At 72.4% G+C, this 17,206-nt stretch carries 16 protein-coding genes and 1 pseudogene; 6 read left to right on the top strand and 11 right to left on the bottom strand.

The annotated features are described in order from the left end of the window. The 7 genes and pseudogenes from AC067M_RS34840 to AC067M_RS34810 form a co-directional block, all read right to left on the bottom strand. Positions 1-515: pseudogene (locus AC067M_RS34840) on the bottom strand (hypothetical protein); the annotation flags it as partial. A gap of 452 nt (positions 516-967) precedes the next feature. Beyond that, positions 968-1,537: a hypothetical protein gene (locus tag AC067M_RS34835; RefSeq protein WP_478701030.1), complete on the bottom strand. Its 570-nt coding sequence runs from the start codon at positions 1,535-1,537 to the stop codon at positions 968-970. Positions 1,538-1,638: 101 nt separating this feature from the next. Beyond that, complete coding sequence (locus tag AC067M_RS34830; RefSeq protein ID WP_478701029.1) at positions 1,639-2,886, bottom strand: MFS transporter; 1,248 nt, start codon at positions 2,884-2,886, stop codon at positions 1,639-1,641. Positions 2,887-2,934: 48 nt separating this feature from the next. Continuing rightward, positions 2,935-4,386, bottom strand: coding sequence for a CitMHS family transporter (locus AC067M_RS34825; RefSeq protein ID WP_478701028.1), 1,452 nt, complete (start codon positions 4,384-4,386; stop codon positions 2,935-2,937). A gap of 177 nt (positions 4,387-4,563) precedes the next feature. Next, on the bottom strand, positions 4,564-6,795 hold the full coding sequence (locus AC067M_RS34820; RefSeq protein WP_478701027.1) for a molybdopterin oxidoreductase family protein: 2,232 nt from the start codon (positions 6,793-6,795) through the stop codon (positions 4,564-4,566). A gap of 157 nt (positions 6,796-6,952) precedes the next feature. Next, the gene (locus AC067M_RS34815; RefSeq protein ID WP_478701026.1) at positions 6,953-7,606 is read right to left on the bottom strand and encodes a TetR/AcrR family transcriptional regulator; all 654 of its coding nucleotides are present in this window, start codon (positions 7,604-7,606) and stop codon (positions 6,953-6,955) included. Then, positions 7,603-8,190: a hypothetical protein gene (locus AC067M_RS34810; RefSeq protein ID WP_478701025.1), complete on the bottom strand. Its 588-nt coding sequence runs from the start codon at positions 8,188-8,190 to the stop codon at positions 7,603-7,605. The genes AC067M_RS34815 and AC067M_RS34810 overlap by 4 nt, the downstream gene beginning before the upstream one ends. Before the next feature lie 162 nt (positions 8,191-8,352). Here AC067M_RS34810 and hmgA point away from each other — a divergent pair, with 162 nt between their 5' ends. The 3 genes from hmgA to AC067M_RS34795 are packed head-to-tail and all read left to right on the top strand — an operon-like array spanning position 8,353 to position 11,627. Further along, entirely contained in the window at positions 8,353-9,681 is a 1,329-nt protein-coding gene (hmgA, locus tag AC067M_RS34805; protein WP_478701024.1) for a homogentisate 1,2-dioxygenase, read from the top strand. A 28-nt stretch (positions 9,682-9,709) separates the two neighbouring features. Continuing rightward, positions 9,710-10,459: a GntR family transcriptional regulator gene (locus AC067M_RS34800; protein WP_478701023.1), complete on the top strand. Its 750-nt coding sequence runs from the start codon at positions 9,710-9,712 to the stop codon at positions 10,457-10,459. Between the two features lie 25 nt (positions 10,460-10,484). Continuing rightward, on the top strand, positions 10,485-11,627 hold the full coding sequence (locus AC067M_RS34795) for a type ISP restriction/modification enzyme (RefSeq protein ID WP_478701022.1): 1,143 nt from the start codon (positions 10,485-10,487) through the stop codon (positions 11,625-11,627). Between the two features lie 52 nt (positions 11,628-11,679). On the opposite strand, the gene AC067M_RS34790 is transcribed toward AC067M_RS34795, so the two are convergent. Beyond that, entirely contained in the window at positions 11,680-12,393 is a 714-nt protein-coding gene (locus AC067M_RS34790) for a TetR/AcrR family transcriptional regulator C-terminal domain-containing protein (protein WP_478701021.1), read from the bottom strand. A gap of 63 nt (positions 12,394-12,456) precedes the next feature. On the opposite strand from AC067M_RS34790, the gene AC067M_RS34785 reads away from it, so the two are divergent. Genes AC067M_RS34785 through AC067M_RS34775 form a run of 3 tightly spaced genes read left to right on the top strand, consistent with a single transcriptional unit; the run spans position 12,457 to position 15,426 of the window. Next, positions 12,457-13,401, top strand: a complete 945-nt coding sequence (locus AC067M_RS34785; RefSeq protein ID WP_478701020.1) for an ATP-binding cassette domain-containing protein — start codon at positions 12,457-12,459, stop codon at positions 13,399-13,401. Continuing rightward, complete coding sequence (locus AC067M_RS34780) at positions 13,398-14,174, top strand: ABC transporter permease (protein ID WP_478701019.1); 777 nt, start codon at positions 13,398-13,400, stop codon at positions 14,172-14,174. Before AC067M_RS34785 ends, AC067M_RS34780 begins: the two co-directional genes overlap by 4 nt. A gap of 55 nt (positions 14,175-14,229) precedes the next feature. Continuing rightward, the gene (locus tag AC067M_RS34775) at positions 14,230-15,426 is read left to right on the top strand and encodes a CaiB/BaiF CoA transferase family protein (protein ID WP_478701018.1); all 1,197 of its coding nucleotides are present in this window, start codon (positions 14,230-14,232) and stop codon (positions 15,424-15,426) included. Positions 15,427-15,435: 9 nt separating this feature from the next. Here the strand turns inward: AC067M_RS34775 and AC067M_RS34770 are convergent, their stop codons facing one another. The 3 genes from AC067M_RS34770 to AC067M_RS34760 all read right to left on the bottom strand — a co-directional run bounded on the left by AC067M_RS34770 (position 15,436) and on the right by AC067M_RS34760 (position 17,175). Next, positions 15,436-15,702, bottom strand: coding sequence for a hypothetical protein (locus AC067M_RS34770; protein ID WP_478701017.1), 267 nt, complete (start codon positions 15,700-15,702; stop codon positions 15,436-15,438). 115 nt (positions 15,703-15,817) lie between these two features. Beyond that, on the bottom strand, positions 15,818-16,636 hold the full coding sequence (locus AC067M_RS34765) for an anti-sigma factor (RefSeq protein WP_478701016.1): 819 nt from the start codon (positions 16,634-16,636) through the stop codon (positions 15,818-15,820). After that, positions 16,633-17,175: a sigma-70 family RNA polymerase sigma factor gene (locus AC067M_RS34760; protein WP_478701015.1), complete on the bottom strand. Its 543-nt coding sequence runs from the start codon at positions 17,173-17,175 to the stop codon at positions 16,633-16,635. Before AC067M_RS34760 ends, AC067M_RS34765 begins: the two co-directional genes overlap by 4 nt. Positions 17,176-17,206 lie beyond the last annotated feature (31 nt).

Below are 17,206 nucleotides of genomic sequence, written 5' to 3'. Positions count from 1 at the left end.
CCCGGCAACAGGCCTCTGGGCACCGGGAGCCGCGGGTCTGGGAGCGGGCCGCTGGGCACCGGTAGCCGCAGGCCCGGCAACAGGCCGCTGAGCGCCGGGAGCCGAAGGCCCGGCAACAGGCCTCTGGGCACCGGGAGCCGCGGGTCTGGGAGCGGGCCGCTGGGCACCGGTAGCCGCAGGCCCGGCAACAGGCCGCTGAGCGCCAGGAGCCGCAGGCCCGGCAACAGGCCGCTGGGCGCCAGGAGCCGCAGGCCCGGCAACAGGCCGCTGGGCGCCAGGAGCCGCGGGTCTGGGAGCGGGCCGCTGGGCGCCAGGAGCCGCAGGGCCGGCAACAGGCCTCTGGGGCTGCGGCTTGCCGCCGACTGCGCCGGGATGCGCCGGCCGAGCCGCGCCGGCTCCGCCACTGACTCCAGGGTGCCGCGGAGGTACGCCGTTGGGGCCGGGGCGAACGCGGGGTGGCTGTGGCCGCGCACCGTCGACACCCGGACGAGCGCCGGGCCGCTGTGGCCGCGCACCGTCGGCACCGGTTCCGGGCGGCTGAGGCGGCGCCGCGCCAGGCCTCACACCGGGCCCCGGCCGGTGCGCGTCGGCCCAGCCCACGCAGGCCCCGGCTTCGCGCCGCTGCTGCGGAGCCGCGCCGGGCGCCCTACCGGGCCCCGGCCGGTGTGCGTCAGCCCTGCCCGTACCGGCTCCGGCCCGCTCACCGGGGCACCCCGGCTCCGCTTTCCCGACGCTCCCGGTCCGCGCCCGACCCTCCGCCCCGCCGACTCCGCCCGCGCCCCGCTCCGGCACCGCCCCCCGTGCGTCGACCCGAGCCCCTGAGGAGTCCGGCGGGCGTAGAGCGGTCGGAGCCGGGGGCTCCTCGTCCTGGGCGCACCAGACGCCGCCTGCCACCAGGGAGGCGGCCAGTACGGCCGTTCTCGTGAGGCGGTAGGCGCGCGTCCGGTACCAGGGCCTGCGGATTCGCCTACGCGGCGCCATGGGGACGGCGCCGAAGCCGGAACCAGACCGCTCCGCCGACCGCGGTCAGACCCACCGCGGCCGCGCCGGCGACCGGGGTGAACGCGTCGGCGCGGGCGAGGCCGCCGCCGCCCGCGGGCGGACCTCCGTTGGGCACGCCGATCCTGTCGGGGCAGTTCACCGTGAACGCCTTCTCCCTGGGCGCACCCGTGCCGCCGACGACCGTCCACTCCAGCCTGTACTGCCCCGCGGTCAGCGTCATGTTCTCGGTGACGCCCTCCCCGTTCGCCAGCGTGACGACGCCGGAAAGGGTCGCACCGTTGCCCACCTGAGCGGACTGCGGCTCGATGGTCCAGTTGATGCCCGGGGCGACGTCGAAGTTGACCGCGTCGAGGTAGAACCTGCAGATCTTGGGCTGGTTGGCCCGGGCCTCCACGACGGTGCCCGCCATGTGGATCTTGACGTCTCCGTTGTCCCCGGGGGCGGCCACCGCGGCCGGGACTCCGAGGAGCAGGGCTCCGCCGACGGTGAGTGCCGCCAGTGCGGCGGCTCTGCGCGGACGGGACGAGGTCGGCATACGAGACCCTCCGAATCAGGTGATTTTCATACAAATCAGACTGCACCTGATTCGATGTCACACTCCGTCCGGAAAGTGTGGGAGGAGCGCCCCACGCTCCGTCAGATATCGCTCTTCCGGCGCAACGGCGGCGGGATCCGCCGGGCCCGACGCACGCCCTCCGGCCCCACTGCGCCGTCCGCGGTCCTCTCCGGTGACCGCAGCGCGATCCCCGACGACAGCAGCAACAGCGCCCCGAGCATCACGAACGGCGCGGCCACCCCCGCGACTCCCGCGATCAGCCCCGCCGCGGCCGGCGCCGCGACCTGCCCGAGCCGGTTGCCGGTCAGCCGCAGCGCGAGAGCGGTGGAACGGGCCCCGTCGGGAGCGGCCTGGACGACCGTCGTCATGGACAGCGGCTGACCGACGCCGAGGCAGAAGCCGAGCGCGGCCAGCATCAGCCCGAGCGCCCACACCGGCACCGGCACCGCGATCCCCGCGCACAGCACCGCCGCCAGCAGACACGTCACGGTCAGCAGCCACGCCCGCCCGAGCAGCCGCAGCAAGGGTGTGAGCACCAGTCGGCAGGCGATGGTGGCCGCCGCCCGCAGGCTGAGCAGGACGCCGATCACGGACGGCGCGATGCCACGGTGTTCGCCGACCACCGGCAGATAGGCGGTGAGGATGTCGGTCGCGGACAGCACGGCGAGGCTGATGAAGATGCCCGCTGGCACACCCCGGGCCCGCAGGATGCGCCGCACCGGGACGGGCTCGCCGCGCTCCGTACGGGACTTGGAGGTCGTACGGCTCTCTATGCGCCACAACGACGTGAACGCGACCGCCGCCCCCGCACCCGCGACGACGAGGGCCAGCTCGCTGGTGCCCGCCATGTCGGGGCCGCCGATCAGGGCGCCGGCCGCGACCGGGCCGACCAGTTGGCCGAGGGAGGCGCCGATGGTGAAGTGCCCGAAGTTGCGGTCCTGTTCGTGCGGGGCGGACTGGCGCGCGACGAGCGACTGGGCGCCGATCACGAAGCAGAGGTGCCCGAGGCCCATCACACCGCTCCACAGGGCCATCGCCCACAGGGAGCCCGCCAGACCGCTGAGCGCGCAGCCGCCGGATATCAGCACCACGCCGAACGGCAGCAGGGGCGCGCAGCGGCCGTGGTCGGTACGGCGCCCCAGGGGGACGGCCGCGAAGAGCGGCAGCAGCGCGTACACGCCCGCGATGACACCGATCGCCCGCTCGTCCGCGCCCAGCGCGAGGGCCCGGTAGGACACGGCGGGCCGGGCCATCGACACCGCCCCCTGCGCGAAGCCGAAGGCGATGACGAGGCGAAGCAGCCAGCCGCGGTTCCCACCGGGCCCCATGGCGAGACCTCCTGCGAAGGATCGGAAGGGTCGGAAGGACCGGAAGGGTCAGATGATCCCGAAGAGCATGCCCGACGCGAGGATCACCAGGCAGGTCAGCGCCGCCCACTTGACGACGAACCGGGTGTGGTCGCCGAACTCGACCTTCGCCATGCCGACGAGGACGTACACGGCGGGGACGAGCGGGCTCGACATGTGCAGCGGCTGGCCGACCAGCGAGGCTCGGGCGATCTCCAGCGACGTCACGCCGTGCGCCTGACCGGCCTCGGCGAGGACGGGGAGGATGCCGAAGTAGAAGCCGTCGTTGGACATGAAGTAGGTGAGCGGCAGGCTGAGCAGGCCGGTCACGAACGCCATGTGCGGGCCCATGGAGTTGGGGATGACGTCGACGAGCCACTTGGCCATGTGGTCGACCATGCCGGTGCCCTGGAGGACGCCGGTGAAGACCGCGGCGGCGAAGACCATGCCGGAGACGTTGAGGACGTTGTCGGCGTGGGCCGCGAGGCGGGCCTTCTGGTCGGGGATGCGCGGGAAGTTGACGGTCAGCGCGAGCGCGGCACCGAGCACGAACAGCACCGGGATCGGCAGGTACTCCATGATCATCGCGGTGAGCAGGGCCACCGTGAGCAGCGCGTTGAACCAGTACAGCTTGGGGCGCAGCGTGGCGCGGTTCGGGTCGAGGCCCTGCATGTCGTCGTCGGACTCGTCGTCGTCGCCGAGGGTGACGTCGGCACCGGAGCCCCCGGTGCGGGCGGCGACCTTGTCGGAGCCGGAGGAACCGGAGCCGCCGGCGCCCACGAGCACCGCCTCGGTCTCCTTCTCCTCGACCTTCTCCGCGGCCTCGTCCTTGACGTGGCCCCCGACCAGCGCCTCGTCCAGCGTCAGCACGCCGAGCCGCTTGCGCTCGCGGCGGCCGAGGACGTACGAGAGGGCGATCACGAAGACCAGGCCGACGGCGAGCGCGGGGATCATCGGGACGAAGATCTCGCTGGCGTCGAGCTTCAGCGCGGTGGCGGCACGGGCGGTCGGGCCGCCCCACGGCAGGGTGTTCATCACGCCGTTGGCCATGGCGGCGACACCGGTCATCACGACCAGGCTCATCTTCAGGCGCTTGTACAGCGGGTACATCGCCGAGACCGTGATCATGAAGGTGGTCGAGCCGTCGCCGTCGAGTGAGACGATCGACGCGAGCAGGGCCGTGCCGACGACGATGCGCAGCGGGTCGGCCTTGCAGAACTTGAGGATGCCCCGAACGATCGGATCGAAGAGGCCGACGTCGATCATCACACCGAAGTAGACGATCGCGAACATGAGCATCGCCGCGGTGGGGGCGAGGCTGGTGACGCCGTCGATGACGTAGTCACCGAGCTTGGCGCCCTTGCCGACGAACACGCAGAACAGCGCGGGGATCAGCACGAGCGCCGCGATCGGCGACATCTTCTTCAGCATGATCAGGACCAGGAAGGTCGCGATCATGGCGAAGCCGAGGATGGTCAACATGAGTGGATACCTAACGTTCGCCCTTGAACTCCCACCAGGGCCGGCGGTTCGACGACGTTAGGTCCGTTCGTTTGGCGTTAACAAGACGTTGACGTGCGAGCAATAAGCGCAAAACTGCTGGTCACGGCTTTGCTGAGGTCAGAGGCATGAGCATTTCGGCCATCGGAGCCGTATTTTTCACGTCACCGGGGCCAGTTCGACGGGTACGCCGTTGAGGACCGCGTTGCCCGAGAGGGGGTCGAGCAGGCTGCCGTCGAGGAGCTGGTTGACGTTGACGCCGGGGTCGGTGGCCGCGTGGCTCATCCGGGTGCCGGGCCGGTCGTGGCCCCAGCCGTGCGGCAGGCTCACCACGCCCCGGCGCACGCCGTCGGTGACCTCGGCCGGGGCGGTCACCTCTCCCCCGGCGCCCTTCACCCGGACCGGCGCCCCGTCGCGCACGCCGAGCCGTTCGGCGTCCTCGGGGTGGATGTGCAGGGTGCAGCGGTTGCTGCCGCCGGTCAGGGCGGGGACGTTGTGCATCCAGCTGTTGTTGGACCGCAGGTGCCGGCGCCCGACGAGGACGAGTCCGGCGGGGCGTTGCGCCAAGGCTTCACGCAGCCGCGGCAGGTCGTCCGCGATCGGCGACGGCAGCAACTCGACTTTGCCGCTACGGGTCTTGAGAGGCTGTGGCAGGCGGGGCCGCAGCGGACCGAGGTCGATGCCGTGCGGATGGGCCAGCAGCTTCTCCAGGCTCAGCCCGTCCGGTCGTACGCCGAAACCGTCGCCGTAGGGGCCGAGGCGCAGCATCATGTCGAGTCGCCGCTCGGGGCCGTCGTCGCCGGTGAGCAGGGACGCCAGCTCGCGGGGGTCGCGGCCGTGCACGGGTGAGTGGGGTTCCTTGACGGCCTTGCCGAGGGTCTGGTCGACGACCAGTGTGTCCACGGCGGACGGGTCGGCGCCGTGCATGCCGGTGACGGCCAGGATCAGCCGGGCGAAGATCTCCGTCTCCGCCATCCGGCCGGGCTCCAGCGGGAGGGCGGGGCGGGTGTAGCGGACCTGGTTGCGTACGGCGAGGGTGTTGAAGGCGAAGTCGTGGTGGGGGCTCTGCGAGGGCGGGGGCGGCGGCAGCACGACGTCCGCGTGGCGCGAGGTCTCGTTGAGGTACGGGTCGACGACGACCATGAAGTCGAGGGAGTCCAGCGCCTTGTCGAGGCGGTCGCCGTCGGGGGCCGACAGCACCGGGTTGGCGGCGACGGCGATCAGCGCCCGGATCGGCTCGCCCTCCTCGGTGGCGGTGTCGATCTCCTCGGCGAGTACGGAGAGCGGCAGTTCGCCCTTCGCCTCGGGGTGGCGGCCGACCCGGGAGTGCCAGCGCCCGAGCGCGAAGCCCCGGCCCGGTGCCGCGGGGCGGGGCGTCCGGTCCGTGGCGGCCAGCGGGAAGAGGGCGCCGCCGGGCCGGTCGAGGTTGCCGGTGAGGATGTTGAGGACGTCGACCAGCCAGCTGGCGAGGGTGCCGTGCGGGACGGTGCAGCTGCCGATGCGGCCGTATACGGCGGCCGTGGACGCGGCGGCCAGCTCGCGGGCCAGGGCACGGGTCACGGCGGCCTCGACGTCACAGGCCTCGGCGACGGCCTCGGGCGTGAACTCCCGTACGGCGGCGCGCACTTCTTCGACGCCCTGGACGTGTGGGCCCAGCTCGCCGAGGTCTACCAGGCCTTCCTCGAACAGCACGTAGGTCATCGCCGCGAGCAGCAGCGCGTCGGTGCCCGGCCGGATCGCGATGTGCCGGTCGGCGAGCTGCGCGGTGCGGGTGCGGCGCGGGTCGATGACGGTGAGGGTGCCGCCGCGGGCCTTGAGCGCCTTGAGCCGGCCGGGGAAGTCGGGCGCGGTGCACAGGCTCCCGTTGGACTCCAGGGGGTTGGCGCCGATGAGGAGGAGGTGGTCGGTGTGGTCCAGGTCCGGTACGGGGATGGCGTTCGCGTCGCCGAACAGCAGCCCGCTGGAGACGTGCTTGGGCATCTGGTCGAGCGTGGAGGCGGTGAACAGGCTGCGGGTGCCGAGGCCGGCGAGGAGCACCGCCGGGTAGAGGCCGCCGGCCACGGTGTGCACGTTGGGGTTGCCGAGGACGACCCCGACGGAGTGCGGACCGAACCGCTCGACGACCGGGCGGACGCCCGCCGCGACCGCCTCGAACGCCTCCTCCCAGCTCGCCTTCCGCAGCTCGCCGTCCCTGCGCACGAGTGGCGTGCGCAGCCGGTCGGGGTCACTGTCGACGGCCCCGAAGGAGGCTCCCTTGGGGCAGATGAATCCCCTGCTGAACACGTCGTCCCGGTCGCCGCGGGCGCCGGTGACCTTCGTGCCCTCAATGGTGAGTGTCAGCCCGCAGGTGGCCTCACACAGGGGACAGATACGCAGAGCGGTGCGGGACACGGGTCCTCCTGGGGGCAGCGGTGCCTCTTCCCGGATGAGCATACCGACCGGTATGCACGGAGGGGAGACCTCTCCCGGCCGAAACCGGGGGTTAGGCCTTCCGGTCGGCGCCGGTGCTTTCCTCCACCGTGATCGGCCGGACAGGTCCTGAGCGCTCTCAGTCCAGCACCCGCGCCAGATAAGCCCGCAACAGCTCCCGCGCCTCCCCGATGATCTTCTCGTCACCCTCCGGGTCCACCCGGAAGGAGAGGTGCACCAGGGTGTCCGCGGTTTCGACGGCGACGAGGAAGACGCGCTGCATGTCGTCGTCGGGTTCGCGGTCGAGATAGCCGGAGAGGAGCTCGGTGAGGCGCTCGGCGACGCGGTGGTTGGGTTCGCCGTCCCGGGCCCCGACCGGGATCTGATTGCCGAAGTCGACGAGGGAGAAGCCCGGCGCGGTGCGCTTCATCGCCAGGTACTCGTCGAGCACGGCGTCCATGGCGACCCGCCAGTCTCCCCCGCTCTCGGCTTCGCTCGAGCGGGAGGTACCCCCACGCCGGGCCTCCTTCAGCCGCTCGGTGACGCGTTCGGTGTAGCGCTCCAGGTTGCGCTGGGCGAGCGCGTCGGCCATCGCGCGCTTGTTGCCGAAGAAGCGGTACACCGAGCCGATCGGGACACCGGCGCGCAGTGCCACGGCCCGGGTGCTCAGGGCGTCGTAGCCGACCTCGTCGAGGAGGTCGGCGCAGGCGTCGAGGATCCTGGTCAGGCGTTCCGCGCTGCGCCGCTGCACGGGCGCGCGGCGGAGCGATGTCGCGTCGGGCACGGGCTTCATGATGCCTCTCCACCGCGGTCCGGTGAACCTCGCCCCCCGGTACGGGGCGAGGCGCTCCCGGTACTCACCGTGGACGTCGGCTCGGCAGCCGAGGCGGTGATGTCCGCCGTGCACTCGACCGGCTCGCCGTCCACGGCCCAGACCGTGCCGTCGTCGGCGTACAGGCGCGCGGTGACGTGGTGGGTGCCGTGCGGGAGATAGTCGGCCGCGAGGCGGTGGTCCGGGCCGCGCAGGGTGGCGACGGGGCGGCCGTCCACGAAGAGGCGGGCGATGCCCTGGCCGGCCACGGCCTGCGCCGCGGTACCGGCCGGTGAGAAGCGGAAGGCGGGGACGGTCAGCCGGACGTCCCAGCTGCCGTCGGCGTCGGGCTGGACCTCCATGGCGACCCGGGGTGCGCCCTTGTCGTCCACCTCCCGCAGGCGGTGCCCCTCCCCGTCGGTGTCGTCGAGGAGCTTGCCCACGGGCGGCGACGACTCTCCGGTCCCGCCCTGCCCGTAGGCATCACTGGAAGCGCAGCCCGCGGATCCGGTCAACATCAGGACACAGACGGCGAGCGCGGCGACGAACCCCCGCGTCCACGACATGCCGGGGAGCGTAGAACATTCGTCCGGCAGCTCGGATCCCCCTGTGGTCGGGTTCTCACCGCGCCCGCGTCGTCCTCCATGAGGAGATCACGTCGGCCTCTTGCGCCCGGGAAACCGCAATCCTACGGTGATACATAGGAATCGGACGGCAAGGGAGCGACCATGGGCAGCGGGGACGCACGCAAGACCGCCGAGGGGCTGACCTACCTCTCCGGTTTCGGCAACGAGCACAGCTCCGAGGCCGTCCCGGGCGCCCTCCCCGAGGGCCGCAACGCACCCCAGCGCGCTCCCCTCGGCCTGTACGCCGAGCAGCTCAGCGGTACGGCGTTCACCGAGCCCAGGGCCCACAACCGCCGCTCGTGGCTGTACCGGATCCGCCCGTCGGCCGCCCACCCGGCGTTCACGCACACGCACAACGGCCGGATCCGTACGGCACCCTTCACGGAGTCGGTGCCCGACCCGAACCGGCTGCGCTGGGACCCCCTGCCCGAGCCGCAGGACGGCACGGACTTCCTGGCCGGCCTGTGGACCCTGGGCGGCAACGGCGACGTCACCCAGCGCACCGGCATGGCCGTGCACGTGTACCACGCCGACTCCTCGATGGACCGCGTCTTCAGCGACGCCGACGGCGAGCTGCTGATCGTCCCCGAGCGCGGCGGTCTCCTGCTGCGCACGGAGTTCGGACTGCTGCACGCCGAGCCGGGCGAGGTGGCCCTGATCCCGCGCGGGGTCCGCTTCCGCGTCGATCTCCTGGACGCCACGGCCCGCGGCTACGTCTGCGAGAACTACGGCGCCCCCTTCCGTCTCCCCGACCTCGGCCCGATCGGCGCCAACGGCCTGGCCAACCCCCGCGACTTCCGTGCGCCGGTCGCCGCGTACGAGGACGTCGAGGGCCCGGTGGAGGTGGTGAACAAGTTCTGCGGCAACCTCTGGACTGCCCCTTACGACCACTCCCCGCTCGACGTCGTCGCCTGGCACGGCAACCACGTCCCCTACGTCTACGACCTGCGCCGCTTCAACGTGATCGGGACGATCTCCTACGACCATCCCGACCCGTCGATCTTCACGGTGCTGACGTCGCCGTCGGACACCCCCGGTCTGGCCGGCGTGGACTTCGTGGTCTTCGCGCCGCGCTGGCTGGTGGGCGAGGACACCTTCCGGCCGCCGTACTTCCACCGGAACGTGATGAGCGAGTACATGGGCCTGATCGAGGGCGCCTACGACGCGAAGACTGCCGGTAAGGGGGGCTTCGTGCCGGGCGGCGGCTCGCTGCACAACATGATGTCGGCGCACGGCCCCGACCGGGAGACCTTCGACCGGGCGAGCGCCGCCGAACTCCGGCCCCAGAAGGTCGACGACGGCCTCGCGTTCATGTTCGAGACCCGCTGGCCGATCACCCTCACCCCGCACGCGGCCCGCGCGGAGCACCTGCAACCGCACTACGACGACGTGTGGCAGGGCCTGGAGCGGCACTTCCGCCCCTTGCACTGAACCCTCCCTGCCGGTACGGATGACCCCCGTGACCTCCTTCGCCCCGGACTCGATCGTCCTCAACCGCAAGCTGCCGCTCTGGTACCAGGTGTCGCAGTCGCTGCGCGCCTCGATACTCGGCCGCTCGCCCCGGGACCCGCTGCGGCTGCCCACGGAGGAGCAGTTGGCGGGCCACTACGGGGTGAGCGTGCTGACCATGCGGCAGGCGCTGAAGGAGCTGGAGGGCGAGGGGCTGATCAGCCGCCATCGCAGGCGCGGCACATTCATCGAGCCGGGCGTGCAGCGGGGTGCGCCCGTGCGGCTGCTCGGCTCGGTCGACGCGATCGTGGCCCAGCAGTCCGGCATGGCGACGGAACTCCTCGGCCACGGGCGGGCTCCGGTGCCGGCCGAACTGGCCGAGTTCTTCCCGGACCTGGCCGAGGTGGCGACGTACCACCGGCTGCGCGGCGACGAGAAGACGGGCGAGCCGACCAACCACGCCCGCAACTACGTCCGTCCGGAGATCGCCGCCCGCATCGACCCGGACGACCTGCTGCGCTGGCCGATGACCAAGGTGCTGCGGGACGTCGTGGGCGCGGACATCAGCCGGATCACCGACACCGTGGAGGCCCGGCTCGCGGACCCGGAGACCGCCCAGCTCCTCCAGGTGCCACTGCTGAGCCCGATCCTGCACTACACCGGCGTGACCTACGACGGGGACGGGCGGGTCCTGGACGCCGCCGTCATCCACTACCGGGGCGACCGTTTCTCCTTCACGGTCACCCTCGACGCGACGTGACGTGCCGCGGGCAGTCCCACGTACCATGCCCAGCGTGACGCACGACGACGCTCCGCCGCTGGCGGACCTCATGCCGTGGTCCGTCGCACCGCCTCGGCTCGGCCGGGGCTGGCCGGCGGCCCCCGACCCGGTCTCCCTCAAGGCCCGCTGGGACGCCCTCATGAAAGCGGAGGGCCACGACCGCGAGGCCCTGTTCGAGCCGACGCGCGCACGCACCCCGCACACGGCGGTGGGGCAACTGCCTGGCCGGTCCGGCGCGGGCACGGAGAAACTGGCCCGCGCCTCGGGCCCCTGCCCGGATCCGGTGCGCGTCCTGACCGCGCCCTTCGACGAGCAGTGGCTCATCCCCGACCACCGCCTGATCGACGCGGCCCGCCCCGAACTGTGGCGGGTCGCGGACGAGCACCAGATCTTCGTGCTGGAGACCCCGGAGTCACCCCTCCTGGCGACCTCCCTGGTCCCCCTCCTGCGTCCCGGCCGCATCCGCCCGCTCTACCGCCGCCCCGGCGCCGAGGAGCCCAACCTGGCCCCGGGCCTGCTGGACGCGCTGGGCCACTCCCCCGATCCGGTGGACTTCCTGGCCTGGACCCTGACCGTCGCCCGCCCCGACCTCACCGTCCCGCTCACCCGGGACCCCGACCTCTGGTCGCGGGGCGTCGAGACGGGCCGCCGCGTCCTGTGGCTGCTGCGCCGCGACGGCGACCGCCCCAAACTCCCCGGCGGCCGCCGCCCCTACGTCCGTGCCCCGCTCCCCACCTTCCCTCTCGCCCTCCACTACGACCGCGACGAGGAGTCCCTCCACCTCGACGAGGGCCGCATCTCACCGGTGCCCCCGCAGGCGTGGGACTTCGAGGTGGGCGGAACCAGGGTCCTGGAGGCGTGGTTCACGGCGAGAACGGCCGAGACGGCCGCACCGGGCACCCTGTCCGCCATCCGCCCGACGACCTGGCCGCAGACCTGGACCTCGGAACTCCTGGAGTTGATCACGGTGTTGACCCTGCTGGCGGAACTGCGCCCACACCAGGAGGAGTGGGAGCTGACGGACCCGATCACGTCGGCGGAGTTGCGTGAGGCGGGCGTACTGCCGCCCCCGGACGCGGCCCGCAGGCCGGCGTCGGTGCTGGACCACCACGAGGAGGGCCCCGAGGGCCAGTTCACGTTGCTCTAGGGTCTTTCCTTTGGATCAGGCCCGCGAGCCCGGCATGATCCAACGAGAGGCCCTAGGTGCCGCGCTGGAAGCCGTCGAGCACCCGCTCCAGCATCCGTTCGAACACCGCCTCGAGATCGATCGGGCCCGCGTCCTCCGTGAACGCCGCCGCCATTCGCGGGTACGCCCCACTGGCGATCTGGCTGCCCAGATACGCGATCCGCACGGCGTTCTCCTGCTCCTCCGACCACGGCAGCGACCGCGTGCGCTCGGCGGTGGCCAGCTCGTTGCCGACGTACGCCGTCACGACCCCGTTCACCATCGCGATCAGCTCCATCTTGGTGCCGTAGGGCGCCTCCAGCGGATCGAGGCAGGTCAGGCAGTGCTCCAGATACCGCAGGGCATTGGGGCTGAACCCGTACACCGGTGACATCAGCCGGGGCAGCCAGGTGTGCTTGTACATCAACGCGCGTGTCTGGTGGGCGACGCGGACCATGTCCGCCCGCCAGTCCCCGCTCGGCTCCCACGGCTCGTGCTCGCCGCCGACCGCGTCCACCATCAGCTCGTACAGATCCTCCTTGCGGGGGACGTAGTTGTACAGGGACATCGTCCCGCACCCCAGCGCCGCCGCGACGTGCCGCATCGACACCGCGTCCAGCCCCTCCGCGTCGGCGATCCGCACCGCCGCCGCCGCGATGTCGGCCCGGGTGTACGCCGGCTTCGGCCCCCGGCCCGCCCGCTCGGGACGGGCCCAGATCACTTCGGGTACGGCCGCTCGGCCCGTCATCGATCATCACCTCGCCCACCATGCTAGTTACGTACAGCGTACGTAGTGCGCTATGGTCACCCCATGACTTCTACGTACGCTGTACTTAGTGAAGGTCTGGAGAAGCGTTTCGGCGATGTGCACGCGCTCCAGGGCCTCGACCTCGCCGTCCCCCAGGGCACCGTCTGCGGGCTGCTCGGACCGAATGGGGCGGGCAAGACCACGGCGGTACGACTGCTGACGACGCTGCTGCGGCCCGACGCGGGGTCGGCCCGGGTCGCCGGACACGACCTCGTCCGGGACGCGGCCGCCGTCCGCGGGGCCATCAGCGTGACGGGGCAGTACGCGTCGGTCGACGGCGACCTCACCGGCCGCCAGAATCTGCGCCTGTTCGCCCGGCTGCACCGGATGCACGACCCGGGCGGGAGGGCCGCCGAGCTGCTGGACCGCTTCGGGCTCACCGAGGCAGCCGACCGGCCGGCGTCCACCTACTCGGGCGGTATGCGGCGCCGCCTCGACCTCGCGGCGAGCCTGATCCGCCGCCCCGCGGTGCTCTTCCTCGACGAGCCCACGACCGGCCTCGACCCGGCCAGCCGCAACGACATCTGGGACGCCGTCCGCGAACTCAAGCAGGACGGCACCACGGTCGTGCTGACCACCCAGTACCTGGAGGAGGCGGACCAACTCGCCGATGACATCGCCCTGGTGAACCGGGGCCGGGTCGCCCACACCGGATCGCCCCGCGAACTCAAGGCGCTCATCGGCTCCTACGCGGAAGTGGTCGTCGCGGACCCGGACGTCCTGGCGAAGGCGGCAGGGGTCCTGGACCAATTGACCGGAACCGAGCCGACGTTCGACCACGAGCGCACGGCCGTCGGCGCGGTCACGCGGGACTCCACGCTGACGCTGCCCCGCCTGGTGCGCGAACTCGACGCGGCGGGTGTGCCGTTGCTGGACGCGACGCTGCGTCCCCCGACCCTCGACGAGGTGTTCCTGCGCCTCACCACCGACCAGGAGGTCGCCGCATGAGCACCCTCGCCTTCGACGGCACGGCCATGCTGGGCCGCCAGCTGCTGCGCGTGCGCAACAACCCGGCGCTGGTGATCCTCACCCAGACCATGCCGATCACCATGCTGCTGTTCTTCGGCTACGTCTTCGGCAGTGCCCTCGCGATGCCGGGCGCCGAGTACCGGTCGTTCCTGGTGCCGGGTCTGCTGGTCGCGACCGCCGCGAACGGGATCATGACCGGCATGTTCCAGGCGGCCCAGGACGTCCACCGCGGGGTGACGGACCGGCTGCGGACCCTGCCGGTGAGCCGGGCGGCCGTGCCGCTCGGGCAGGCGGTCGCCGACATCGTCGTCACGGCGGTCGGGACGGTGCCGTTCCTGCTGGTGGGCCTTGCGGTGGGCTGGCGTGTCGACGGTTCGGCCCCGGCGGCCGCGGGCGCCCTCGCCCTGTTGCTGCTGTTCCGGTTCGCCTGCACCTGGATCGGGATCTTCCTCGGGCTGCTGACCAAGAGCGAGGAGGCGGCCGGCCAGCTGGGCAGCGCGACCTTCATGCTGCCGCTGCTGTCCAACGCCTACATCCCCACGGACAACCTGCCCGGCTGGCTGCGAACGCTCGCCGAGTGGAACCCGCTCAGCGCGGTGTCCACGGCCCTGCGGGACCTCTTCGGCAACGCGCCCGTGCCCGACGGTGCCTCCTGGCCGGTCGCGCACCCGGTCGCCGGGTCGCTGGCCTGGAGCGCGGTTCTGCTCGCGGTGTTCGTGCCGCTCGCGGTGCGCAAGTACGCGCGGCCGTGACGGTCCGGTACGCGCGGCCATGACAGAAGGGGGCGGCGCGGGTCATGATCCACTCATGGATCAGCTCCCGCCGCCCCTTGAGGGCATCACCGTCGTCGCCGTCGAACAGGCCGTAGCGGCCCCCTTCGCCACCCGTCAGCTCGCCGACCTCGGTGCCCGGGTCATCAAGGTGGAGCGGATCGACGGCGGCGACTTCGCGCGCGGCTACGACACCGCCGCCCGGGGCCTGGCCTCGCACTTCGTGTGGTGCAACCGGGGCAAGGAGTCCATCGCGCTCGACCTGAAGGACCCGCGGGGCCTGGACGTCGTACGGCGGCTGGTCGCGGAGGCGGACGTTTTCGTGCAGAACCTCGCGCAGGGGGCCGCCGCCCGGCTCGGCCTGGACGCGGCCGGCCTGTGCGCGGCGCACCCGCGGCTGGTCGCCGTGGACATCTCCGGGTACGGGGCGACGGGGCCGTACGCGGACAAGCGGGCGTACGACATGCTCGTGCAGTGCGAGGCGGGTCTGGTGTCGGTCACCGGGACGCCCGAGCAGCCCGTCAAGGCGGGGATCCCGGCGGCCGACATCGCGGCCGCCATGTACGCGTTCTCGGGGGTGCTGGCGGCGCTGGTGCGGCGGGGGGCGACCGGGCGGGGCGGGCCGGTGGAGGTGTCGATGCTGGACGCGCTGGCGGAGTGGATGGGGCACCCGCTGCACCACGCGATGCACGACGGGACCGCCCCGGCCCGCACGGGTTTGGCGCACGCGGTGATCGCGCCGTACGACGCCTACGCGACGGCGGACGGTGGGCGCGTACTGCTGTCGGTGCAGAACGACCGGGAGTGGCGGAGGCTGGCGGAACAGGTCGTCGGTCGGCCCGAGTTGGGGACGGATCCGGCGTTCGCGACGAATGCCGCGCGGGTGGCCCACCGGGAGCGTACGGACGCGTATGTGGCCGAGGCACTGGGCGCGCTGGGCACCGGGGAGGCGCTGGCCCGGCTGGAGGGTGCGGGGCTCGCCTGCGCACGTCTGCGGGACGTGCACGAGGTGGCGGAGCATCCGCAGTTGGCGGCCCGGGAGCGGTGGCGGCAGGTGGGGACGCCGGTCGGGCCACTGCGGGCGCTCCTGCCGCCGATCACTCTGCCGGGCGGGGAGGAGGCGCGTATGGGGAACGTGCCCGCGCTCGGGGAGCACACCGAGGCCTTGCTGCGCGCCGTGGGGATGACGGACGACGAGGTCGCAGCACTGCGCCGGGACGGTGTGGTCGCCTGAGCGCGGACCTCAGTTCCCGCCGAACAGCGAACGGCGCAGCCGACGCAGGGGTGCGAAGAGGGAGACGCGGCGGACCCGCGCGCCCCTGTCACTGCGCCGCTGTGTGGTGTCACGAGCGGTGAGCTCACGCATCAGCGAGGTCGCCTCGGCCGCCTCCCGCTGCGGTACGGCGGGACCCGCCAGTACCGAGAGGTGGCGGTCCAGGCGCGAACTGGTCGCGCTGCTGCCGCAGGTGATCGCAGGGACCCTCGCCCTGCGCGCTGTTATCTGTTCCATGTCACTCCCCACCCGTACGAGTCCACCCGGCCCGGGCAGGTTAACCCTATCGCCCCGTCCGGGCACCCGTGTATCCCGGTCACAGGATTCACCTACCCCACAAGGGGGTTGACGATTACTCTCCGAATCCAACAGTTTTCAGGGCGAGTTGGACAATCGGCTGAGTAGTGGGCTTCGCTGATCCCCCGTCGGGTTCGACGGTTACGGCGAGTGACGTCGCTGCGGTGTCGAGACCGGTCGCGACCAGGGGCGTGTCGCCGTCGAAAAGTCCGAGGGAGCGTGGTTGCACGTCGGGGCGCATGAGCCACAGCTGGTGCACCTGTCCGCTGGGCAGGTGGTCGTATCCGCTCAGCGTCACGATCGCTTCCTTCTCCGAGGCGGAGGCGATCACTCCGATACTTCTTCCCTCGGCGTCCTTGCCGGTGGTCGCGCGGGCGTCCGGAGCCGCCAGAACGTGGGCGATCTCACGTGACTGGGCCCGCTCGGCGTTCAACTGGTCCTGGGTGCGGTTGGCCTGGACGGCGAAGAGCGAGGCGACGACGAGAGCCGCGGCGGCCGTGGCGGTGGCGAACGGCACGAACAGGGGGCGGCGGCGCTCGCGGGGCGCACGGGCGCGCGCGGGCGGCGGCTGGGCGCCCCACACGTGCGGCGGCAGTTGAGGAGCGTGCTCCCGCACCGGCGCCCGCTCCTGCGGAGTGGCCCGTACGGCGGCCAGCACCCGGTCGCGCATCGCGGCCGGCGCCGGGGCGGCCGTCGACCAGGCCAGCCGGACGGCGTCCTCGGACAGGGCGCGCACCTCGGCGGTGCACCGGGCGCAGCCCTTCAGGTGCTTCTCGAAGCGGCGGCGCTCCTCGGGGTCGAGGGCGTCGAGGGCGTAGGGGGCCGCGAGGGAGTGCGGGTCGTCGCGGCGGAAGAGGCGGTCGAGCAGACTCATGCGGCACCTCCCAGGCATTCGCGCAGCCGCGTGAGTCCGTCGCGCATCCGCGTCTTGACGGTGCCCAGGGGCAGCGAGAGCCGCTCGGCCACTTCACGGTACGTATAGCCGTCGTAGTAGGCGAGGGTGACGGACTGGCGTTGCAGGGCGGTGAGGCGGTCCAGGCAGCGGCGCACGTACTCGCGCTCCAGACCGGCCTCGACCTCCTCGGACACCTGGTCGAAGGCGGGGTGGTGGGCGCGCTGGGCCTCGCGCTGCTCGCGTTCGCCGGCCGCGCGTGCGCTGCGTACGCGGTCGACGGCGCGGCGGTGGGCGAGGGTGAGGACCCAGGACAGGGCGCTGCCGCGTCCGGGGTCGAAGCGGGCGGCGGAGCGCCACAGTTCGAGCAGCACCTCCTGCGCCACCTCCTCCGACTGCGCCGGATCCCTCACGACCCGCCGCACCAATCCGAACACCGGTCCTGACACCAGTCCGTACAGCTCCTCGAACGCCCGTTGGTCGCCACCTGCCACGAGCACCAGTAGCTCGTCCGCGCCCACGCGGTCCCCCTCTCTGCGGCCGCACCGGCCC

Source organism: Streptomyces sp. NPDC043427 (genome assembly GCF_056436655.1).
The sequence above is the reverse complement of the archived record's forward strand: the minus strand, read 5'-3'. Positions and strand labels throughout refer to the sequence as shown.